Genomic DNA, 21925 nt, shown 5'->3' on the forward strand with positions numbered 1-21925 from the left:
TTTATATGATTCCGGTCATGTGCATTGTCCAACAGAATCAGATATCAGACGGCATTATTGAAGCACTGCAAGCTGATATCAATCATTTCACGTTACGTGCTTTTAATGAACAGGCCCAGATTAACTGGATTTCCATTCCTGAAGGCGATGGTTTTACTGCTGCAGAGCCATCAAAAACCATCATTATTTCCCTGCATGCGAATGAAGCATTAACCACGGATAAACGCGTCACTTTATTAAATCAGTTATGCGACCTGGCTCAACACCACACCGGTTTATCCGCCAATGAGATTGTCACTTCTGTTCGTGACCCTCAAGAATAAGGATTATCTAATGCCACTGTATATTTGTAATTCCATAAAAGGCACGATTCCCGCCACAGCGAAATCCCGCATTGCCACTGAGATCACGGACATTCACTGCCAGTTGACTGGCGCACCAAGAACCTTTGTTCATGTATTTTTTCTTGAAGACGCTACGATGCCACCATTATCGGATTACTCTGTGATGCTAATGGGCAGTATCAGGCACGGCCGTGATGACGATACAAAAATATCACTAACGACAAAAATGTCTGCCGCAATAGCCCATCACGCATCTCTGGAGAATGAAAAAATAGGAATGACTTTATTAGATGTTCCGGCCAGTTGGGTAATGGAAGGCGGAGAAGTATTACCCGAGCCCGGAGAAGAAGAACAATGGCTGAAGCACCACCAGAGCTAACTACCTGAAGGCCCTAGCAAGCCTAACTCTTTTTTCTTTTTATCTCGCCGGGCTTTTTACCGAACTTTTTCGTAAAAGCCCGGATAAAGCTGGCCGACTCGGCGTAGCCAACACGCCACGACACCGTCTCTGTATTCATTCCGGTTGTTTCCAGTAACTCATAGGCAACAGATAAACGCACATCGGTATAGATAGCTCGAAAGCTACTGCCCTCGTCTGTCAGCCGCCGGCGTAAGGTCCGCTCTGTAACGTTAAATTGACTGGCAACAGGTTCAATTTTGATTTCTTCGCCAATATGATCAATCAGAACCTCACGAACCCGGGCTGACCACGGCATCATTTCATTGTCACTGTCTTTCAATAAAACTTCGCATTGCTTGAGGCAATATTGCAAAGTCTGCGGGTCTGATTTGGGTAGCGCTTTATCAAGCCATTCAGCAGGAAACGCCAGTGCAGGCTGAACTGCCCGAGCAGCCACATTAACCGTCATTACCGCTGACAAACGATCACAATACTGTGGCGAGCTCCGTACCGTTTCAACCGTAAACGGATCTGTATACGATAGCTGCAGAATTTCTTTGATAAAAGTTATGGCAACCGTGGCATGACGCTCAAGAATAAAATCATGAATAGATTCCGGCAGCTGTTTCATACCGAATACCAATCTGGCACGATCATCCGACTCAGATAATTTCATGTCTGCAATCACAAACGATAGTTTGATAAATTTAATTGCCGTTTGAATCGCCGCACGTAACGTTGGGCTGGTTAAGATAGCAAAGCCCCAAATACCAAACATATGCACATGCATGCGACGGCCAACATCACTGCCTAGTCCGATCTCATCATCTGCAGCACGCACCAGATTTTCAATGGCGATGGCTTCCTGAGCCGTCGTCAAACGCATTGTTTCGTCAGCCAACCCGGCAACACTCAGTCCCGTGCCCACGAGACAATCCTCAGGACTTAGATTCCGCTCTTTGGCGGCTTCAAACAACAGGTTCAGACTCTTGGCATATCTCATTCTGGTTCAGGCCACATCTTTGTTTAATCCAGTTCAATAAAGCTATTATTCCTTTATATCATTGTGAATGCATCTCATTGAGCCAAATGAGACCAACTCATTCCTTTTGAGCCCACTCTTTGTATACTCGGAAAAAAGTACCTATCGCGTATATGAAGCAGTCTCTGAGAACCCCATCCGTCAGTGTTCATTATCTGTCCATTATTACCAATGCCCTGAAACGCATGGGTTACCCTGCTATTCAGGGCAATGATTACGATAACACCCTGAATGAAGACGAGCGCTATATTCAGCGTGTATCCGCTGATGTTTTGTTTGATACCTGGCAACAGGCGGAGCAGCTTACACAAGACCCTCTCATTGGTTTGCACATCGGCGAGCGAATTCATCCAATGGATTTCGGCCTGCTTGGTCAGCTCATGATGAACTGCCACTCATTAGGTGAAGCCATTGAGCAGGTTTTTGCCGCCGAGTTTGTACTGAATAATGCTTTTGCCTCACAGGTCATCATCACCAAGGAATTGGCTATCAACCGTATTTATGACGGTCAGTATGAAGCAAATACAATGCGTCATGTCGCAGAGCAAGATATATCGGCCTTGATCAACATCGGAGCGTTCGTGATGAATCGCGACTATTGCGACAGCGACAGGCCTATCGAAGTACATTTCCGGCACTCGGCCGGAGGCTCTGTGGCCGAATATGAGCGCACTCTCGGCTGCCCGGTTAAATTTGATCAACAATACAGCCAGGTTATTTTTCCCATCGCGGTACTGGAACAGCCCATCTATAACCCAAGCCCCAGAGTTGCCAAATTGCTGGCAGCTGAGCTGCAATCCTTAATCGAAGACATCGAACTGAGTGATGCTCTCGCAACCCGTATCTGGCGTTATTTAAGAACTCAGGATTTCGCAGCGCTACCCGATATTGAGCAAACGGCCTGTCACTTTAATATGACACCACGCACGCTCCAGCGTCATCTCCAGCAAGAAGAGACCAGTTTCCAATATGAACTGAATCAATTTAAAGCCGTGCTGGCGAAAAACATGCTCAATAATAAAAAACAGCCTATATCCAAAACGGCTTACAATCTGGGGTTTCATGATCTCAGCTCTTTCCATAAAGCCTTCAAGCGCTGGACCGGTCTGACACCTGGCGAGTATCAACGCTCTCTTCCCTGACAACAGCACAACATAAAAAAGCCCGGCTAAGTAAACTTAGCCGGGCTTTTCAGGATCATCAGAGATTAGCAATTAACCGCCGAAGTCATCCAATAAGATGTTTTCTGGTTCTACGCCCAGGTTTTCTAACATCTTGATCACCGATTGGTTCATGATTGGTGGCCCACACATGTAGAACTCACAATCTTCCGGTGCCGGGTGATCTTTCAGGTAATTCTCCAACAGCACGTTGTGAATAAAGCCTGTCAGACCTTCCCAGTTATCTTCTGGCTGCGGGTCAGACATCGCCACGTGCCATTCGAAATTCGGGAATTGCTCCGCTAAAGCATCGTACTCATCCTGATAGAACAGTTCTTTCAGGGAACGTGCACCGTACCAGAAGCTGATCTTACGATCGGACTTCAGACGCTTCAGCTGGTCGAAGATATGAGAACGCATTGGCGCCATACCCGCACCACCACCGATGAATACCATTTCGGCATCGGTGTCTTTAGCGAAGAACTCACCAAACGGACCATATACGGTTACCTTGTCACCTGGCTTCAGGTTGAACACGTAAGACGACATGATGCCCGGGTTAATTCCGGTTGTGCCCGGAGGTGGCGTTGCAATACGGATATTGAACTTAACCACACCCTTCTCTTCCGGGTAGTTAGCCATGGAGTAAGCACGGATCACGTTTTCTTTGTTCACTGTCTTCAGGTCGAAGAAGCCAAAGTGTTCCCAGTCACCACGGTACTGTTCTTCGATATCGAAGTCAGAGAAGTTAATTTCAAATGGAGGACACTCCAACTGAACGTAACCACCGGCACGGAAATCAACGTTTTCACCTTCTGGCAGACGCAGGGTCAGCTCTTTAATAAAGGTAGCCATATTCGGGTTCGATTCAACCGTGGTCTCCCACTTCTTAACACCGAATACTTCTTCATCCACTTCAACAACCATGTCTTGCTTAACCGGCACCTGACACGACAGACGCCAGCCTTCGCGCGCTTCACCTTTGGTGAAGTGAGACTCTTCGGTTGGCAGCATAGAGCCACCACCATCGGTAACCTGGCACTTACACTGGGCACAGGTACCACCGCCACCACAAGCCGATGACAGGAAGATGTTGTTGGCCGCCAGTGTTTGCAGCAGCTTGCCACCGGCTTCAGTTTCAACGGTGGTTTCACCGTTGATCAGGATTTTTACTTTACCGGTGCTAACCAGCTTGGCACGTGCGCTCAGAATTACCGCTACCAGAGACAGTACGATAACCGTGAACATCACTACGCCGAGGATAATTTCTGGACTCATAGTGATCGCTCCTTACAGTGATACGCCGGAGAAAGACATAAAGCCCAGAGACATCAAGCCAACAGTCATAAAGGTAATACCCAAACCTTGCAGACCTGCCGGTACGTCGCTGTACTTCAGTTTTTCACGAATACCTGCCAGCGCAGTGATCGCCAGCGCCCAACCTACGCCTGCGCCGATACCATAAACGGTCGACTCAGCGAAGTTGTAGTCACGCTCTACCATGAACAGGGAGGCACCCATGATGGCGCAGTTCACGGTGATCAACGGCAGGAATACGCCCAGTGCGTTGTACAGCGCTGGTACGTATTTATCCAGAACCATCTCCAGAATCTGAACCATCGCTGCAATAACACCGATGTAAGTCAGCAGACCTAAGAAGCTCAGGTCAACAGAAGCGTAATCCGGCCCCATCCAAGCCCAGGCACCTTCTTTTAATACGTAGGTGTAGATCAGGTTGTTAACCGGCACAGTAATCGCCAGTACCACAATCACGGCAACACCTAAGCCCAGAGCGGTCTGAATCTTCTTGGAGATTGCCAGGAAGGTACACATGCCCAGGAAGAAGGCCAACGCCATGTTTTCAACAAACACAGCCTTAACGAATAAACTGATGTAGTGTTCCATTAGTGGTGACCTCCATTCTCAGTGTTCGGCAGAATTTTGAAATCTGCTGCTTCCACTTGTTCAGTCTTCCAGCTGCGCAGTGCCCAAATGAACAGACCAATAATGAAGAACGCACTTGGTGGTAACAACAACAGACCGTTGGACTGATACCAGCCACCGTTAGTGACCAGCGGCAGGATTTCGATACCCATCAGAGAACCAGCACCAAACAGCTCACGTACCACAGCAACCACGATCAGTACTACGGAATAACCCAAGCCATTACCAATACCATCGAAGAAGCTCAGTACCGGGCCATTCTTCATAGCGAATGCTTCGGCACGACCCATTACGATACAGTTGGTAATAATCAGACCGACGAATACCGACAGCTGCTTACTGATTTCATAAGCGTAGGCTTTCAGTATCTGGTCCACCACAATTACCAGCGAGGCAATAATGATCATCTGTACGATGATACGAATATTGTTAGGGATATGGTTACGAATCAGTGCAATACCCAGGTTAGAAAACGCAGTTACCGAGGTCAGTGCAATACACATAACCAGAGTTACCTGCAAGCTGGTGGTTACCGCCAGCGCAGAACATACACCCAGAATCTGAACCGCAATCGGGTTCTGGGAGAATAAAGGTTCGGTTAATACGGACTTAACAGACATTAAGCACCTCCTTTAGCAGTCGCCAGGAACTTGCCGAAGCCGTTCTCACCGACCCAGAATTGAACCAGGTTAGAAACACCTTTACTGGTCAGGGTTGCACCTGACAGGCCATCAACACTGTTCATGTCATCAGCGGGTGCTTTACCTTTAACCACTTGAATCGCCAGATCACCCTCTGCGTCATACAGCTTTTTGCCGTTCCACAGTGCTTTCCAGGATGGGTTATCCACTTCACCACCCAGTCCTGGGGTTTCAGCGTGAGAGTAGAAACCTAAACCCACAACGGTTTGCAGATCACCTTCCAAAGCCAGGAAGCCATACAGGGTAGACCACAGACCATAACCGTGTACCGGCAGAACCATCTTCTCGACGATGCCATTGTTTTCTACGGTATAAACCGCAGCAAACGTAGCTTGACGACGAATGCTGGCCAGATCTTTATCAGCTGCCAGCTTGGCAGACAGCGCTGGATCTTTGGCCGCTTTACGCTGGTCATAAGCTTCAGGGTTGTAACCTGCCGCTTTGATTTCGTCCAGCTCAGCAGCCGTTGCGTAACGGCCTTCAGCCAGGTTCACAACTTTTGGCGTGATATTCTCTTCAAACAGCTTTTTGATCTCATCCGCTGACGGCTTAACACCGCCTTCAACCAGACCTGCTGCTAATAAGATGTTGTAGTTTTTATCCAGCTGCTTATTTGCCAGCTGAATTGGCTTCAGGGATACAGCAGCGCCGGCGACGATGATCGAGCACACCAGACACAGCAGAATCGCTACCAATAAGGTTTTTTGAATACTGTCGTTATTAGCTGACACGAGCAGTCCTCCGCTTGATGTTGGCCTGAACCACAAAGTGGTCGATCAGAGGGGAAAACAGGTTGGCAAACAGAATCGCCAGCATCATACCTTCCGGGAAGGCTGGGTTGATCACACGGATCATGACCACCATGAAGCCGATCAACGCACCAAAGACGAATTTGCCTTTGTTGGTCATGGAAGCGGATACCGGATCGGTTGCCATAAAGATCATACCGAAGGCAAAACCACCGACCACTAAGTGCCAGTACCAAGGCATCGCCATCATTGGATTAGTGTCAGAGCCAATACCGTTGAACAGCAGCGTGGTTGCTACCATGCCCAGGAACACACCCAGCACAATACGCCAGGAAGCAATGCCCATGGTCATCAGCACAACACCACCAATCAGGATCGCCAGAGTAGAGGTTTCACCCATAGAACCCTGAATCAAACCAAAGAAGGCATCAAACCAGGTGATATCACCAATCTGGCCATTCACGACACCTTGCTCAGCAGCCGTACCCAGCGCAGTTGCACCAGAGAAACCATCAACTGCAGTCCAAACCGCATTACCAGACATGTCGGCTGGATAGGCGAAGAACAGGAATGCACGGCCAGTCAGTGCCGGGTTAAGGAAGTTTTTACCGGTGCCACCGAAAATTTCCTTACCAATCACCACACCAAAGCTGATACCCAGGGCCACTTGCCACAGCGGGATGCTTGGCGGCAGGATCAGAGCAAACAGTACCGAGGTTACGAAGAAACCTTCGTTCACTTCGTGCTTACGAATGGTGGCAAATAATACTTCCCAGAAACCACCCACAATAAATACCGTGGCATATACTGGCAGGAAGTAAGCGGCACCAAACACCATGTTGTCCCACACGCTGGCCGCATTGTGAGCACCACCGCCCAGTAGAGCGATCAGCCATTCGCGCCAGCCTTCGATTACAGTACCTGCACCGACTGCAATGGCTTCATTCGCCTGCAGACCAATGTTGTACATGCCGAAAAATAACGCCGGAAAGGTACAGATCCACACGGTGATCATAATACGCTTCAGGTCGATACCATCACGCACGTGTGCCGTGTTATTGGTAACGTTTGGCGGAGAGTACAAGCCAGTATCAATGGCTTCGTACAGTGGATACATTTTTTCGTACTTGCCACCCTTCACGAAGTGAGGTTCAAGTTTATCGAGCATAGAACGCAGCATGATTAACCCTCCGCTTCGATTCGAGTTAAGTTTTGACGCAGGATTGGGCCGTATTCGTATTTACCCGGGCAAACAAAGCTACACAGGGCTAAATCGTCTTCGTCCAGTTCCAGCGCACCCAGGTTGATGGCCGTTTCCATGTCTTCAACGATCAGAGCACGCAGCAGCTGAGTCGGCAGAACATCTAATGGCATCACACGCTCGTAAGCGCCCACAGGTACCATGGCACGTTCAGAACCATTGGTGGTTGTGGTCATTGGGAACAACTTGTTCATCAATTTTGACAGGTAGATCGGCATCACAGAGAAGCGCTCAGTACCCGCTGTCAGGTAATGCAACATCGGGCGATCACGGCCTTCTTCCAGCACAGATACTTGATTGTGGAAGCGACCCAGGAACTGATGACCGTTAGCAGCCGTGCGGCCACCAAATACAGAGCCAGATACCACACGGTTTTCACCGCCTTTGGTTTCACCTGCTGTTACCTGATCCAGGTTAGCGCCCTGAGGTACACGAACCAGGCGAGGTTTATTCACCTGTGGACCTGCCAGAGCAACCACACGATCGGTGTAAATTTTGCCGGTCAGGAACAGGGCACCAAATGCGATAACATCCTGGTAACCAATGCTCCATACCGTGCGGTTTTCACTGACTGGATGCAGGAAGTGAATATGCGTACCCGCCAGACCAGCCGGGTGCTTACCGCCAAATTCTTCAGTCTGCTCAACACCCGCGGTTGGGATATTTGCAGCAGGCGCTTTACATACGTACAGAGTGCCTTCAGTCAGACGCTTCAGTACCTGTAAACCTGCTTTAAAATTGTCAGCCTGCTCATTGATCACAAGCTCAGGATTCGCCGCCAACGGATTGGTATCCATTGCGGTGACAAAAATCGCTTCCGGCTTGCTATCCAGTGCCGGAACACGGGAATAAGGGCGAGTGCGCAGCGCCGTCCACAATCCGGATTTCACCAGATTATCCTGTACATCTGCAGCAGACAGTGAACCCAGCTGACCCGCTGAGTAAGAGCTGAAGGTTTCTTCGTCGTTACCGTCGATTTCAATCACAACCGACTGAAACACACGACGCTCACCACGGTTAACAGCTTTCACTGTACCCGCAGCTGGTGCTGTGTATTGCACCCCTTCTGTTTTTTTGTCGGTGAAAATCACCTGGCCTTTCTTGACTCGATCACCGACCTGAACCGCCATCGTAGGCTTCATACCCACGTAATCCGGACCAACCAAAGCAACTTCCGTTACTTTGGCCGAATCTGAAATGACTTGCTCAGGTGTTCCGGTGATTGGTAAGTCGAGACCCTTCTTGATGTTGATCATACGCCTCGCCTAATCACAGTTGACCCTAAGATACTGATTTCCAAATACACAAAAAGACGCACACCAAAGCCCTCTCATCCAGGGTTGCTGTACGCAAAACAAACTCTTGGTTAAGTTCTGTTCAATTTTATATTTGGAAACAAGCACTTGGACCCATTTCCCAGTAAAAAATCGCGCTAAGTATAATGACCACACCATGATTAATCTACCGCTGTTAAGACCAATTGATTGCCCTTTTCACTTCACAACTTCAGTTTGCAATCAATTCGCTACTCTGGTTCAGATTAAGGACTCAGGTGCCAGCCACTCCATGTTTAAATTTTAGACAAAAAAAAGCCATTGCAAGGGCAATGGCTTTTTATTCAGCAAAATGATTAATTCAGGGAATTAACCACGCGCCGGGAATACCGGATAATCCACACCACACACTTGCTGTGCGATACGAACAACCTGGCGGCTGTAACCGTATTCGTTATCGTACCAAACATACAGATTCACGCGATTGCCGTTAGCAATGGTTGCTTTAGCGTCAACGATACCCGCATGACTGTTACCTACGAAGTCGGTAGAAACCACTTCTGGAGAGTTCACCCAGTCAATCTGCTTCTGAACGTCAGAATGCAGAGACTGTTCACGCAGGAAGTCATTCACCTCTTCCGCAGTCACGTCTTTATTCAGGTTCAGCGACAGAATCGCCATAGAAACATTTGGCGTAGGAACACGAATCGCGTTACCCGTCAGCTTACCTTTCAGCTCAGGCAAGGCTTTTGCTACAGCAGAAGCAGCACCGGTTTCAGTGATAACCATGTTCAGCGGTGCTGAACGACCACGACGGTCACCTTTGTGATAGTTATCGATCAGGTTCTGGTCATTTGTGTATGAGTGAACAGTCTCAACGTGACCGTTATCAATGCCATAGGCATCGTTCATGACTTTCAGAACCGGAGTGATGGCATTAGTTGTACAAGAAGCAGCAGACAGAATCTTATCTTCAGCTTCAATAACATTATTGTTAATGCCGTATACAACGTTTTTCAGATCACCTTTGCCCGGAGCCGTCAGCAGCACACGAGCAGTGCCTTTCGCTTCCAGGTGCTGACCCAGGCCAGCTTCATCACGCCACACACCCGTATTATCGATCACCAGCGCATTGTTAATGCCGTACTCGGTGTAATCGATTTCAGCCGGGTTATTGGCGTAAATGATTTTGATGTAGTTACCATTAGCGATCAGCGCTTCGTTTTCGTGATCAACGGTCAAGGTGCCGCGGAAAGTACCGTGGATAGAGTCACGACGCAGCAAAGATGCACGCTTAACCAGGTCATCGCCTTTACCACGACGTACAACGATTGCACGCAGGCGCAGGCCATTACCACCACCAGATTTCTCAATCAGGATGCGAGCTAACAAACGACCGATACGACCAAAACCGTACAGAACAACATCGCGATTCTCACCTTCAGCAGGAGACTGACCAACAACGTCTTTTAATTCATCAGCAACAAATTCGTTAACGTCACGACCATTCGCTTCATTGCGGAATTTAACTGCCATCTTACCCAGATCAACGTGAGCACGGGCAACGTTCAGCTCGCTTAACGCTTTCAGGATTGGATAGGTGTCATGAACAGACAGCTCCTGAGACTCCATATGACGCACAAAACGATGCGCCTTCAGCAGCTCAATCACAGAGCGATTGATGATTGGACGGCCATACAAAGCAGTCACAACGTTATTTTTACGGTACAGACCACCAATCAGAGGAATCATTGCTTCAGCAATTGATTCACGATCCATCCAGTCCTGTAAACAAGCTTCGCGCATATCTTGGCTCACGGTGTCACCTTCCAATATTTAAAGTGAGTGGCAAAATTTGGGGTGCGTATTATGCCGTTTTTTAAGCAATGGCACAATTAATCAATAACAACTATCGGGCTTTACTCAGGAGCCAGTTACAAACATAATTACAGGCTAATCAGGATTCTAAATAGTAAAGGGACTTTACATGAGAAACACATCTCTTGCGCTTATCTTATCTTTAGCCTTAACTGCCTGCGGTGGTGACGAGAATATCATTGAAGCCGGCGGAGGCTTCGCTAGCAGCAGAGAAATAATCACTATTTCCGAAAGTGATATAAGTAGTTACAACTTCACGGCAACAGACGACGAAATATACAGAGTCACCGGGAACGAGAACTATGTTTATATTGATGGCGAGCCATATGAGATTGATATCCGCGGCAACCGCAACTTCGTTGTATCAGCTGGGAACACCACAAAAATAACCATCACAGGCGACGGCAATGAGATCCATGCCGATGACCAAAACACTAAAATATCTGATCGTGGCTCAAATAACAGTAGCTTCTATTACTAAGCTACCTACAGATCAATAGCCGGCAAATTGAAATAAAACGTACTCCCAGATTCAGTAGAACGAACCTGAATCTGGCTTCCATGACGTTGCAGCGCAACATCAACAAATCTCAACCCCAAACCAAGTCCTTTTGCTTTTGCCTCCGGCTGACCGACCCCACGTTGAAATGGCTTAAATAAGTTGGGTAGTAACGATGCCGGGATACCCGGCCCCTGATCACTGACCTCAACACAAATCTCTTCCGCATCCCTTTTGATCAGCACAGAGACTTGCGTATGTTCCGGACTGTATTTAATAGCATTGCTGCATAAATTCATCATCACTCGCTCGAGTAAATCGCCATTAGCCATCACCCAGCAATCATCATCAACCTCAAGGTTAAGCTCAATGCCCTTTTCTTCAGCCTGCTCATACAGTGTATCAACGGCATTCTGAGAGACGGAATACAGGTCAACCTCATAAACCTGAACATCATCGTCACTTTCGACCTTGGCAAGACTGAGAAACTCTTCAGCAAAATTCAGTGCGCGGCGACTATGTCCATCCACTTTTTTCAGCAACTCTGACATCGACAACACCCCAGGAGAGTCCTCCGCCTGGCGCACTAGCGACTGCAATGAGGCAATCGGAGAGCGCATATCATGCGAAATAAAGTCGATCATTTCGTTACGTGCACGCTGCGCCTTTTTGATCTGAGAGATATCCGAGATATTTACCACAAGTACGGGTAAACCAGTTCGCTTATCCTCAAAGCAGACAATATTGATAGCCACATCCATGACATCATTGTCACGTTCAAGCCGGGCCTCGACGCCTACTACCTGCTGAGAACCCGCCACCGACTCTGAACCCATCTCCTGCTCTGTCAGCACGGCCTGCTGCCAGACATCGGACCAGGTAACACGGCCAACCAACTGACAACGCTCTAACATGACATAAAGGTTTTCTGCTTTCCCGCCATCCAGCCATGAGGCAACCAGGGTATTACGAAACAGCAGGTTACCACTTAAATCCGCAACCAGAACTGCCGAGCTCAGTCCCTGAATACTTGACTCAAACAAGTGCTGACTGGCGGCAATATAATCCTGATAATCCTGAACCAGATTCATTTGTCGGGAAAAAATATCACTACTATTTTCAGACTGAGACTGCCTCGAACTTTCTGACAAATGTGCCGATAACGAAGCTGACAACAAAGACACCTGCCGCTGCTCCTTGCGTCCGTATTCTTTAAATAACAAATGCAGAAAATACGCATCATCGGATAATTGAACCGGTAGTGTTTTATACAGCGCATAGTGTGATTCTACTGAAATATTTTCCTGCACCGACAATTTATAACGCTCAACACCCAACACCCTTAACAGGTTTTCAAGAGCTGCTTCATCTCTTAGCGAAAGGTGATCAGAAAAGTGGAAACTATTTTCACGGCGTGTCTTTTCCAGACGTAACGTTTCCGTTCTGAAATAAGCAAATAAACGAGACAAACGAATGGCATTCCAGGCAAAAGGAATAAATAGCAATGTCAGGCCAATGCCTGCCATACGATACCAATACCCCATCTGCATCATGACCGACAGAGAAGCCACAAAAAGTGCCAACATCACCAGCGAAAAAAATAGTTGAGAAGCAATGGAGAGTCTGGGAATTAACACAACCATTACAACAATCGCCAAGGTATTAAGAATATATCCGAGCCACTGTGGCAAGGATTGGATCCCCTTCCCCTGCGCCAACATCTGATACACATTGGCGTTGATATCGACCGCTGCCGTTTGCCGGCCATCCTGACTCACCGGAGTAATTAAGGGGTCACCAATGGATGTCGCCGTAACCCCAACAAATACCACTTTCTGATAAAACGCTGCCGGATCAATTTCGCCGGTAATCACATCCACAAACGAATAGTGTTGAAATGGGTGAGGATTGGCAGAAAAGCGAATAAACAGCTCATCCAGGTTTTGATAGTTCTGGCTTTTCTCTGGATTCACCAATGAGAACGCCCGCAAAGAAAAGTGTGGCCAATTCTGCGACACAGAAGCAGGAAAAAGAGAGTCGGCCTGAACATTGGTATGGAGTGCATCATGCACTTTCAGCTGGCGATAAACACCATCATCATCAAGGTAGACATTAACATGCCCTAACGCCGCTTCATCGACCAGCGCTGCATGCGGCAACACCAGCTCAAGCGGACCCGCATTAAACACCCGGTCAAAATATACCGGCAAAACAACATGACCATTGCGGCGAATAGCCTCAGCCAGCACATAATCACTACTGGTCAATGGTGCATTGCCAGACCCAAACGCCAGATTGTAAGCAACCACTTTTGCTTTGGCATCCGACAGTACGTTGATTAACTCAGCATGAAACGCCCGATCCCAGGGCCATTCACCGATCAATGACAGACTCTGATCATCAATTTCAATCACCGCAATGTCATTCGATTCAGGCAGACCGGACTGCTGCATCATGCGATCATAAATAAAAAAATCAGCAGAACTCGACCAGTGATAATCCAGGTTGAGATTAACCAGAATAATGAGCACCACAGCAAGAATCAGCAATGGCCGGTCAGAAACCAACGTATTCCTTGTCATTAAATATCCGTCGCGGTCGCCATCTTCAGACGCCTGGCCTGCCCTTCGAAACCAAACTGATCAACCGCACTGATCTGAACTTCGTACTCTCCGTCCTGAGGTAAGTCCAGTTCAAACTCAGGGTCAAAGGTTTCCATCTCCCACAACAGAACAGTATTTTTACGCAGCGATACGCGATACTTTTGGGCTCCCTCAACCGCAAACCAGCGCAACTGATGGGGCAATGTGATTTCTTTACTGGCCGAAAAGTCCAATCGCGGGCGTGGCAATAATTTCACCGGCTCAGGCAACACCTCACCTTCAATCGCCCGCAACCCCTCACCCGAACTGAGTGTTTGCTCACCCTGATCGTTCTCAAGGTTCAAGCCACCCTCCAAAAGCTCAGTTAACATCACCGCCTTACCGTCTTCGGTATCCAGCCCCACGCGGAATTCAGTGCCACGCACCGCAGCAACAGCTGCAGGTGTTGTAATATCAAAGCGACTTCCGGCACCGCGTAATTTTTCCACACTGGCTTTGACACGCCCTTTTAATAAGCGAATCTGAGTGTCAGCAATACCACCACGCTGGTAATAACGCAGACCTTCCATACGGACAGAACTATTGGGCTTGAGCAATAACCTGGAATCATCCGCAAACTGAATCATTGCACTACCATTGCGGGCAGTCACAACATCAGAACGATTGAGCTTATCGCCTATCGCCAGCATGGTTTCATCCGGCTGATTTTCCCGGGAGACACTCACCTCACCTTCAACCGCAATTACCAGTGCCTGAGCCAAGGCCGGCTTCAACCAGGACCTTGGGATTTTAAGCACCGTACCAGGCGGCAAATATTTGGGCGTTTTAACCTGATTGTATTCCACCAGCTTACGCCAGCATTGGTTATCAGCGACATAACTTTTGCAAATATCCCAGATGGTGTCCGTCACTTTGACTTCATACAACCAATCCGGATCTTTTTCTTCTGCACTTGCCACAGGCGAAAAGAATAAAAACGGCAGCAACAATAAAACAACACGCCACATAACCTTATCCCTGATCGATACGCTCTAACCGATAACCATGCTGGTAAATCGTTTTAATACGGAAACCACTGGCTGGAGTTATTCCTAATGCTTTGCGCACACGACTGATATGCACATCAACGGTGCGGGTATTCAGATCCGTTGACACACCCCAGACCGCATCTAATAAGAAACTACGGGACATAATTCGGCCGATGTTATCGAACAGGCAGGTCGCCAATTCGAAATCTTTATCCGTCATATCAACCGGATTACCATCACAAAAAGCCTGACGATTCTGCATTTCAAAACGATAAGGGCCATGCTCTAAAACACGCCCATCTCCAGCTTCAGGGCCTTTAATCCGGCGTAACAAAGATGTCAGACGCGCCTTCAGCTCCGTTTTCAACAACGGTTTACGCATATAGTCATCAGCCCCTAATTCCAGTGCTGTAACGACATCCTCTTCACTGTCGCGCATGGAGCAAAACAGCACTGGTAAGTCCTGATGGTACTTCTCACGAATCTGGCGCAATGCTTCCGTGCCTGGCATATCCGGCAGCTCCCAGTCGAGTACTGCCGCATCAAAATTGCGATCTTTAAGGCGCTTCAACAATGCCTGAGCCTGACTGAAATGCTCATATTCGAACCCAAACTCCTCAAACCAGCCAGTGACATTAGCAGCCTGATCCGGATCATCTTCAAGATAAGCAATTAACACAAAAAACTCCTAATTAACGATTCCGGTCAATATAAATTCAACCCGGCGATTTTTATCGCGACCTTCAACAGTGCGGTTATCAGCAACAGGCTCTCGCTCTCCCATTCCCAACGCACTCAGACGCTCAGCTTCTATCTGCATGTTTAATAATTCACGCACAACTGACTCAGCACGCTGTTGAGAAAGTTGACGATTATAATGATCACTTCCACGACTGTCGGTGTGCACTCTCACTTGCAGTCGCAGTTTTTCAAAATTTTTCATCTGAGTATGTAATGGCTCAGCCAGCTCTTGAACCACTTTTCTGGCGTTGCCGGTTAACTCATGCGAGGAGGAAACAAAATCAATGCCGCCAATAACCCCCTGAAAAAAGACACACCCTGACTCGTCAACGCGCACCCCATCGCTGACCGGAGTGCTGAGGCAAGCATCTTTATCATCCAACACACCATCACTGTCGCTATCCACGACCAACGGCACAATCATGGCACGACGCACGGGAACAATTTCAGGCTCAACGGCAGGCAAGGCATAAACTAATGCCTGTTGTTGCCCAAAGCGCTTAGTCAGCGAAAGAGACAGCATCATGGCATCGGTATCAAACGCGTCAATCTGCAGCGCCGTACTGTAATTACCAGGCAGATACCACTCCAACCCAGCTCCGGTAATCAGCTGAATAGAAGTCTGTTGCTCAAATTCAACATCGTCTCCCTGGTTCATCAAAGTCCCGAAACCTAACCGACCAACCAGAGATAAACTCCAGGGCAATCGCTCGCCGCCCAGAATCCAATAATTACCAACCACAGAAGCAGCCAATGACTGGTAAGACAAGTAACCATCCGGAGCCGATCCGATATCAGGAGAAAGCCTGGCACGGCCAAGATCCGCATAAGCCGCTTCAAGCGACCAGAAGTGATTTATGTCCCAACCACCCGCAACGCGATATGCCCAATCACCTTTACGGTCAACGGAATACAAGCTGCCACTGGTATCTGGCTCAAGCTGGCTGCGCCCAAAACCGGCGGATAAATACCAATCAAAACCACCACTCTGGGTTAGCGCAAATGCTTCATTGCCAGCTTCTGGTTCTTGAGCTTCTGTCGCCTGAGCTCGTGTCACAACCAATAGCGGAAACAACAGTAACAACCACCACAATGCACCAACACCATCATTCGCTGTCGACACCTCTCCTAATTCGAGCTGAGGTGGAGGCGGAGGCGATGAATCACCATCAACATAATCAAAAATACCGTCACCATCGGTATCCGGGCACAGAGGCCAATCCGGACATTCAACGGCATCAGCAACCCCATCGGAATCACTGTCACCACCGGCACCATTGGCATTTAAACGTCCATCAAAATCCACCACATCCGGAATACCGTCACGGTCGGTATCAAGCCGCTGTGAGGCATCAAATGGATTATTACGCTCATTTTCATCCAACAAGCCATCACCGTCAGAATCCGCGTCACGATAATCGGCATCACCGTCCTGGTCAGTATCTAACACTTGTGTAGCCGGGTTATTATCCTGATCGAAATTAGGGTCTTCGATATTATCGGGAATACCGTCGTCATCGGTATCCAGACGACTATCGAGATAATCCGGCCTCCCGTCAGCCGGTAAATCAGAATCTGGGCAAGCCGGATAGACCGGACACTCCTGAGCATCACTCAGGCCGTCATTATCACTATCGCCACCGCCCTGCAGCGAAGAGCGATCATCAAAATCATAAACGTCCGGGATACCATCGCTATCCTGATCGGATGAAACAGGCCTTTCGATTTCATCCAGACGGCCGTCGTTATCGGAATCCGTATCGCGAAAGTCTTCCTGAGCATCACCATCAATATTCAGAGCCGTCACAATTGCTCCAGAACCATTGCCCGCAATATGATCTGCTTCCAGGTCATCAACCAGGCCGTCGTTATCGGAATCCTGATCAAGGTAATCAAACGTGCCATCAGAATCGCTGTCTAGACATGGCAACGAACGTCCACACTCGGCTAAATCATCAATGCCATCAGCATCCGAGTCACCTGCACCAGAGCCATCATCATCCGGGTCAATATAGTCCGGGATGTTATCGCCATCAGTATCAGTTACTTCTAGTTCATCATTAATGCCATCACCGTCGGAGTCCTGCCCGGCATGAACTCCCCGCATACACCCAATAAAGTTGCTGCTGCGAATCACGGAACGAATACCATCACAAATGCCATCGCCATTCACATCCGGGTTACTATCATCCGTATCCGGGCCTGCGATACATTCACCAACACGGCTCTGATTGTCGCGGCACAAGCCATCATTATCTACGTCATTCACCGAGCCAAATACACTCACTGAAGCCCCGAAGCTGATCAGAAAAAGAACTACACGAATCACTGACGCACCGTCCGTACTACCTTAATATTTGTGCCCGACACGATTTTTATCAGATCACAATCCATTTTTAACCCCAATAAGCCTCGTATAACACCCCACATTACACCCAGGCTACAACCTCAAAAACGACTAACTAAAAACAACCGCATATTATCACAATGCAGCATCAACCTTTTGGCACAGCTCTATATTACAACCAAAGTATTGATAGCAACATTATTACTGGATTGCCGTCGCCTCAGTCTGAGCAGTCATTTCAGCGGCCAGCTGAGCAAGCAATTGCTTCTGAACCAAAACCGCCTGAGCAAAGCCATTACCACTCAGCGTTTGCTGCAAATAAAACCGCTGCATGCCTGACTCACCCACCAGATAACTACCAGACAGTGTTACCAAACCAGATTCATTCACGGCAAACTGATCAACCATCAAACGAATAACATCGTTATTTTTCTCATCAGAGTTTTTCCGGGCCGATGCTTTCTGAAAAGAATAGCCCTGCCTTGCACTGGAAACCTGACAGGCACATTGCTGATTCAACTCATATTCAAGCACCTGAGTAATACCCGAAGCCAGAGGCTCAGCCCACAAATGATAATGCGCTAGCTGAACCTGATTATCTGCGCGTAACATCACCAAAGCAGCACGATTGAGATGATCGGCTAACACCACAGGTTCAATAAAATAACTTTGCTGGTGATTCGTCACTGGTTTAAAAGGGCCGTTGTCAGCGCTCAATAAATAATACTGCGTTGCCGGAACTTTACTGGCGCAAGCCGTGACCAGGGTCACCATAAATACCAGCAAAAACATTAACCACTTTTTCATCATCAACTCCAAAAATCAGAACACACTTAAGGGGCAACCGGCTGAATATCATCGCCTTTGGGTTCACTGAACAACAACGCGCTTGGTTTGTTATTAAGCTCATGTAGCAATGGCTGCAAATCCCCCAGCGCAGCTTGCAAATCCGTCATCAATTGGCGGGCCTGGCGGTAATTTTCAGACTCGGGACCAACCCCCGCCAACGCCTTATCCATCGACCGTAGAGTGTCTGCTAATTGCGCTGGTAATTGACGGGTATTTTCATCCGCCAGCAGGCTGTTGGTGTGATGCCCGAACTGCTCGATTTTTTCCAGAGTTGCATTCAGCTGAACCAACATTTGATTGGTTTGTTGCATGGTATTTTCCAAAGGCAGACCATTCACCTTATCGAGCAATTTTTCGATCTTATGGGTAATTTGCTCTAACCCTTCCTGAGAAGTTGGTATCACAGAGTAGCCAGAGTAATACTCGGGAAATTCCGGCAACTCATCATCATGAAAGTTAATGGCCACAAACTGACTGCCACTCAGCAAATTGCCGGTTTGCAATTTGGCACTCAAGCCAGCCGTAATCCATTCGGAAAAGTCACGACGAAAGCGATCAATCCCCTGCTGGCTATCGCCATAATCAATCCGCCCGGGCTCCAGGTAAATCAATACCGGAATCATTTTATCCAAATGGGAATCACCCGAGCGCTCAATGCCATCCACATTGATTTTGGCAACCGTACCAATGCGGATACCGCGATACTCAACCGGTGCCCCTGTGGTTAATCCACGTACTGAGTCTTCCAGCAACACCAGATACTCCGCCCGATATTGATAACGATGCTCGAAGGCTGAGCGCTTATCAGGGTGCAAATGAAAAGGCTGATCGCCGTCAGAACGCTGACCCAAGGGCAAATCCGGCGGTACATCAAAGGTAATACCACCCGCCAACATGGACGCCAGCGAACCCGTTGTCACACGCAAACCATCAGCAGAAGCATCAAACTCAATGCCTGCAACATTCCAGAAACGAGTGTTTTCTGTGATTAAACGGTCATAAGGGGCATCAATAAACACCTGATATACCGCCTGTTTCATATCGGCATCAAAGCTGGCACTTTCAACCTGCCCCACACGAAAGCCCTGATACAACACCGGATCTGCGACCGTCAAAGAGTGACTGGTATCGCTGAATAATTTTAATGCCAACCCCGGCGTACCGGGTGACGTTAATGGAATATCTTCCAGCCCTGTAAAGGTCTTTGCACCAGCACTTTCTTTGCCAGGATCCAGTTCAATGTAAGCGCCGGATAATAAGGTATCCAGACCAGAAACCCCGGTTGTACCTATACGAGGACGCACTACCCACAAGCGCGCATCTTGTGTCAGTAAAGACTCGGCCGTTTTATCAATTCTGGCAGTCACAGTAATGCCATCCAGACCAGGATTGAGCATCACCGACTCAACCGTACCAATATCCACACTGCGGGTTTTAATCCGGGTTTTACCGGCTTCGAGCCCCTCGGCAGTCGCAAACGTAATAGTGATTAACGGCCCCTGGTTCGCCATGGAGCTGTACACCATCCAAATACCAATCAATAACGCAACCAAAGGAATCAGCCACACCGGTGACCAACCCGACTCTTCAACTTCAGGGCGACTTGCTTCCATTTATTCTTTGTCCTCCAACACATCCCAGATTAAGCGCGGGTCAAAATTTTTCGCAGCAAACATAGTAATTACCACCACCGCTGCAAAGGCCAATGCAGCAGGCCCAGGCAGTATCGACATCAGATTTCCCAACTGAACCAACGCAACCATTAAGGCTACAACAAACACATCCACCATCGACCAGCGGCCAATAAACTCTGTGATTCGATACAAATGGGTTCGGCGTCGTGGCGTTTGCTGGCGGCCACGCTTAACGGTGTAACACAGCCAGATAAGCGCCAATAACTTAGCCAATGGCACCACCACACTGGCGATAAAAATAATCAATGCAATGGGATAGTCACCATGCATCCAAAAATACACAACACCACTCAGAATGGTATCACTGCTACTCACTCCTAAGGAGCTGGTCACCATGATAGGCAATACATTCGCCGGAATGTACAAAATCATTGCAGCAATCACCAACGCCATGGTCACTTGTAACGAGTGTTTTTTGCGCAACATCAAATGATGCCCACATTCAGGACAATGTTGTTGAGTGTGATGCGACAAACGCCCACACACATGACAACAGGCCAGACCTTGCTGCGCTGCACTGCCCGATGAGTAGCGGCAATCAGGGCTATCCACGGCAACTTCCCCGCCGCAGCCATTGCCACAACTGCAAACGATCCGTTTTGGATAACACATAAGTCACAGCAATACTGAAGGCAATATAGGCCCAAAGTGAAATCCCGGGAATCACATCCGCCATCCCTGCCAGCTTAATCAGACTGACCAGCACCCCAATCAGAAAAACCTCCACCATCGACCAGTCAGCCAAACGAAATAGCTGAGTGATGATTGTTTTGCCATACACGGGAGTTCGGTTAAAAAAGAGCGGCGTTAACAAATAAAGCACACACAAAAGATAGGCTGCAGGCGCCAGAACGATAAAGATAAGAATCAGAATGCTTAACCCGGGGTAATCGTAGTGCCACAACGTAGTAACACTCTGCAATAACGTAATCTGCTGATACTGGCCCGATACCTCAAATGCCAGAAAAGGAAACGCATTTGACATCACCAGCAATAAAAGCGCACAAATGGTAATTGCCAGCAGCCGCTCAGCATTTCGCGAGTCAAAACTGGCGATTAACGAATGGCAACGAGGACAACGTAATTGATAGCGTGGCTCAGAGGGCAATTCGATTAATAGATCGCAGGCATGGCAAGCGGTTTGATTTTCCATTGACTCCATTAGTACCTCACACAGCCATGACAGCCGACACCCGGAAAATCATAATTGAATTGAACAGCAGTGAAAAACAATGGCGGAAAATAATGCATAAAACATGACATTGATATGTAATTTCCGCAAAACGATGACCCCAAACAAAAAAGACGACCTCCTTATTACAAGGGTCACCTTTTCAGAGCGTTTCAAACAGGCACAAAAAAGGCGATCCGAAGATCGCCTTTTTCAGAACTAAACTATCTAGCCAACCTC

General features: G+C 48.1%; 20 protein-coding genes. 4 read left to right on the forward strand and 16 right to left on the reverse strand.

Annotation, left to right across the window (positions count from 1 at the left end; all coding sequences use genetic code 11):
- The first annotated feature begins 5 nt into the window (after positions 1–5).
- Together KFF03_RS11320 and KFF03_RS11325 are read left to right on the forward strand one after the other, a co-directional pair.
- Positions 6–323, forward strand: a complete 318-nt coding sequence (locus KFF03_RS11320; protein ID WP_255857029.1) for a hypothetical protein — start codon at positions 6–8, stop codon at positions 321–323.
- A gap of 10 nt (positions 324–333) precedes the next feature.
- Positions 334–723: a tautomerase family protein gene (locus KFF03_RS11325; protein ID WP_255857030.1), complete on the forward strand. Its 390-nt coding sequence runs from the start codon at positions 334–336 to the stop codon at positions 721–723.
- Positions 724–745: 22 nt separating this feature from the next.
- On the opposite strand, the gene KFF03_RS11330 is transcribed toward KFF03_RS11325, so the two are convergent.
- Positions 746–1747, reverse strand: coding sequence for an AraC family transcriptional regulator (locus tag KFF03_RS11330; protein ID WP_255857031.1), 1002 nt, complete (start codon positions 1745–1747; stop codon positions 746–748).
- Between the two features lie 152 nt (positions 1748–1899).
- On the opposite strand from KFF03_RS11330, the gene KFF03_RS11335 reads away from it, so the two are divergent.
- The gene (locus KFF03_RS11335) at positions 1900–2928 is read left to right on the forward strand and encodes an AraC family transcriptional regulator (RefSeq protein WP_255857032.1); all 1029 of its coding nucleotides are present in this window, start codon (positions 1900–1902) and stop codon (positions 2926–2928) included.
- A gap of 72 nt (positions 2929–3000) precedes the next feature.
- Here the strand turns inward: KFF03_RS11335 and nqrF are convergent, their stop codons facing one another.
- The 7 genes from nqrF to KFF03_RS11370 all read right to left on the reverse strand — a co-directional run bounded on the left by nqrF (position 3001) and on the right by KFF03_RS11370 (position 10693).
- Positions 3001–4224, reverse strand: a complete 1224-nt coding sequence (nqrF, locus tag KFF03_RS11340) for an NADH:ubiquinone reductase (Na(+)-transporting) subunit F (protein WP_255857033.1) — start codon at positions 4222–4224, stop codon at positions 3001–3003.
- Positions 4225–4236: 12 nt separating this feature from the next.
- Positions 4237–4851, reverse strand: a complete 615-nt coding sequence (gene nqrE, locus KFF03_RS11345; RefSeq protein WP_255857034.1) for an NADH:ubiquinone reductase (Na(+)-transporting) subunit E — start codon at positions 4849–4851, stop codon at positions 4237–4239.
- The gene (locus KFF03_RS11350) at positions 4851–5510 is read right to left on the reverse strand and encodes an NADH:ubiquinone reductase (Na(+)-transporting) subunit D (RefSeq protein WP_255857035.1); all 660 of its coding nucleotides are present in this window, start codon (positions 5508–5510) and stop codon (positions 4851–4853) included. The genes nqrE and KFF03_RS11350 overlap by 1 nt, the downstream gene beginning before the upstream one ends.
- Positions 5510–6322, reverse strand: a complete 813-nt coding sequence (locus KFF03_RS11355; protein ID WP_255857036.1) for a Na(+)-translocating NADH-quinone reductase subunit C — start codon at positions 6320–6322, stop codon at positions 5510–5512. Before KFF03_RS11355 ends, KFF03_RS11350 begins: the two co-directional genes overlap by 1 nt.
- On the reverse strand, positions 6312–7523 hold the full coding sequence (locus KFF03_RS11360) for an NADH:ubiquinone reductase (Na(+)-transporting) subunit B (RefSeq protein ID WP_255860903.1): 1212 nt from the start codon (positions 7521–7523) through the stop codon (positions 6312–6314). The genes KFF03_RS11355 and KFF03_RS11360 overlap by 11 nt, the downstream gene beginning before the upstream one ends.
- On the reverse strand, positions 7523–8857 hold the full coding sequence (locus tag KFF03_RS11365) for a Na(+)-translocating NADH-quinone reductase subunit A (RefSeq protein WP_255857037.1): 1335 nt from the start codon (positions 8855–8857) through the stop codon (positions 7523–7525). Before KFF03_RS11365 ends, KFF03_RS11360 begins: the two co-directional genes overlap by 1 nt.
- Positions 8858–9244: 387 nt before the next feature.
- Positions 9245–10693: a glyceraldehyde-3-phosphate dehydrogenase gene (locus KFF03_RS11370; RefSeq protein ID WP_255857038.1), complete on the reverse strand. Its 1449-nt coding sequence runs from the start codon at positions 10691–10693 to the stop codon at positions 9245–9247.
- A gap of 169 nt (positions 10694–10862) precedes the next feature.
- Here KFF03_RS11370 and KFF03_RS11375 point away from each other — a divergent pair, with 169 nt between their 5' ends.
- Positions 10863–11234 carry a DUF3060 domain-containing protein gene (locus KFF03_RS11375; RefSeq protein WP_255857039.1) on the forward strand — a complete coding sequence of 124 codons (372 nt, stop codon included), beginning with the start codon at positions 10863–10865 and terminating at the stop codon, positions 11232–11234.
- Between the two features lie 5 nt (positions 11235–11239).
- Here KFF03_RS11375 and KFF03_RS11380 read toward each other — a convergent pair whose 3' ends face one another.
- The 8 genes from KFF03_RS11380 to KFF03_RS11415 all read right to left on the reverse strand — a co-directional run bounded on the left by KFF03_RS11380 (position 11240) and on the right by KFF03_RS11415 (position 21667).
- Positions 11240–13834, reverse strand: a complete 2595-nt coding sequence (locus tag KFF03_RS11380) for a CHASE2 and HATPase_c domain-containing protein (RefSeq protein ID WP_255857040.1) — start codon at positions 13832–13834, stop codon at positions 11240–11242.
- Entirely contained in the window at positions 13834–14862 is a 1029-nt protein-coding gene (locus KFF03_RS11385; RefSeq protein ID WP_255857041.1) for a FecR domain-containing protein, read from the reverse strand. The genes KFF03_RS11380 and KFF03_RS11385 overlap by 1 nt, the downstream gene beginning before the upstream one ends.
- A gap of 4 nt (positions 14863–14866) precedes the next feature.
- A complete protein-coding gene (locus KFF03_RS11390; protein ID WP_255857042.1) occupies positions 14867–15562 on the reverse strand; it encodes a response regulator transcription factor in 696 nt (231 codons plus the stop codon).
- 9 nt (positions 15563–15571) lie between these two features.
- The gene (locus tag KFF03_RS11395) at positions 15572–17953 is read right to left on the reverse strand and encodes an OmpA family protein (RefSeq protein ID WP_255857043.1); all 2382 of its coding nucleotides are present in this window, start codon (positions 17951–17953) and stop codon (positions 15572–15574) included.
- Between the two features lie 219 nt (positions 17954–18172).
- Entirely contained in the window at positions 18173–18781 is a 609-nt protein-coding gene (locus KFF03_RS11400) for a membrane integrity-associated transporter subunit PqiC (RefSeq protein WP_255857044.1), read from the reverse strand.
- Between the two features lie 23 nt (positions 18782–18804).
- The gene (gene pqiB, locus KFF03_RS11405) at positions 18805–20433 is read right to left on the reverse strand and encodes an intermembrane transport protein PqiB (RefSeq protein ID WP_255857045.1); all 1629 of its coding nucleotides are present in this window, start codon (positions 20431–20433) and stop codon (positions 18805–18807) included.
- Complete coding sequence (locus tag KFF03_RS11410; RefSeq protein ID WP_255857046.1) at positions 20434–21066, reverse strand: paraquat-inducible protein A; 633 nt, start codon at positions 21064–21066, stop codon at positions 20434–20436.
- Positions 21059–21667, reverse strand: coding sequence for a paraquat-inducible protein A (locus KFF03_RS11415; RefSeq protein WP_255857047.1), 609 nt, complete (start codon positions 21665–21667; stop codon positions 21059–21061). The genes KFF03_RS11410 and KFF03_RS11415 overlap by 8 nt, the downstream gene beginning before the upstream one ends.
- Positions 21668–21925: the final 258 nt, after the last annotated feature.

This window comes from Bacterioplanoides sp. SCSIO 12839 (assembly GCF_024397975.1).
Taxonomy (GTDB): Bacteria; Pseudomonadota; Gammaproteobacteria; order Pseudomonadales; family Oceanobacteraceae; genus Bacterioplanoides.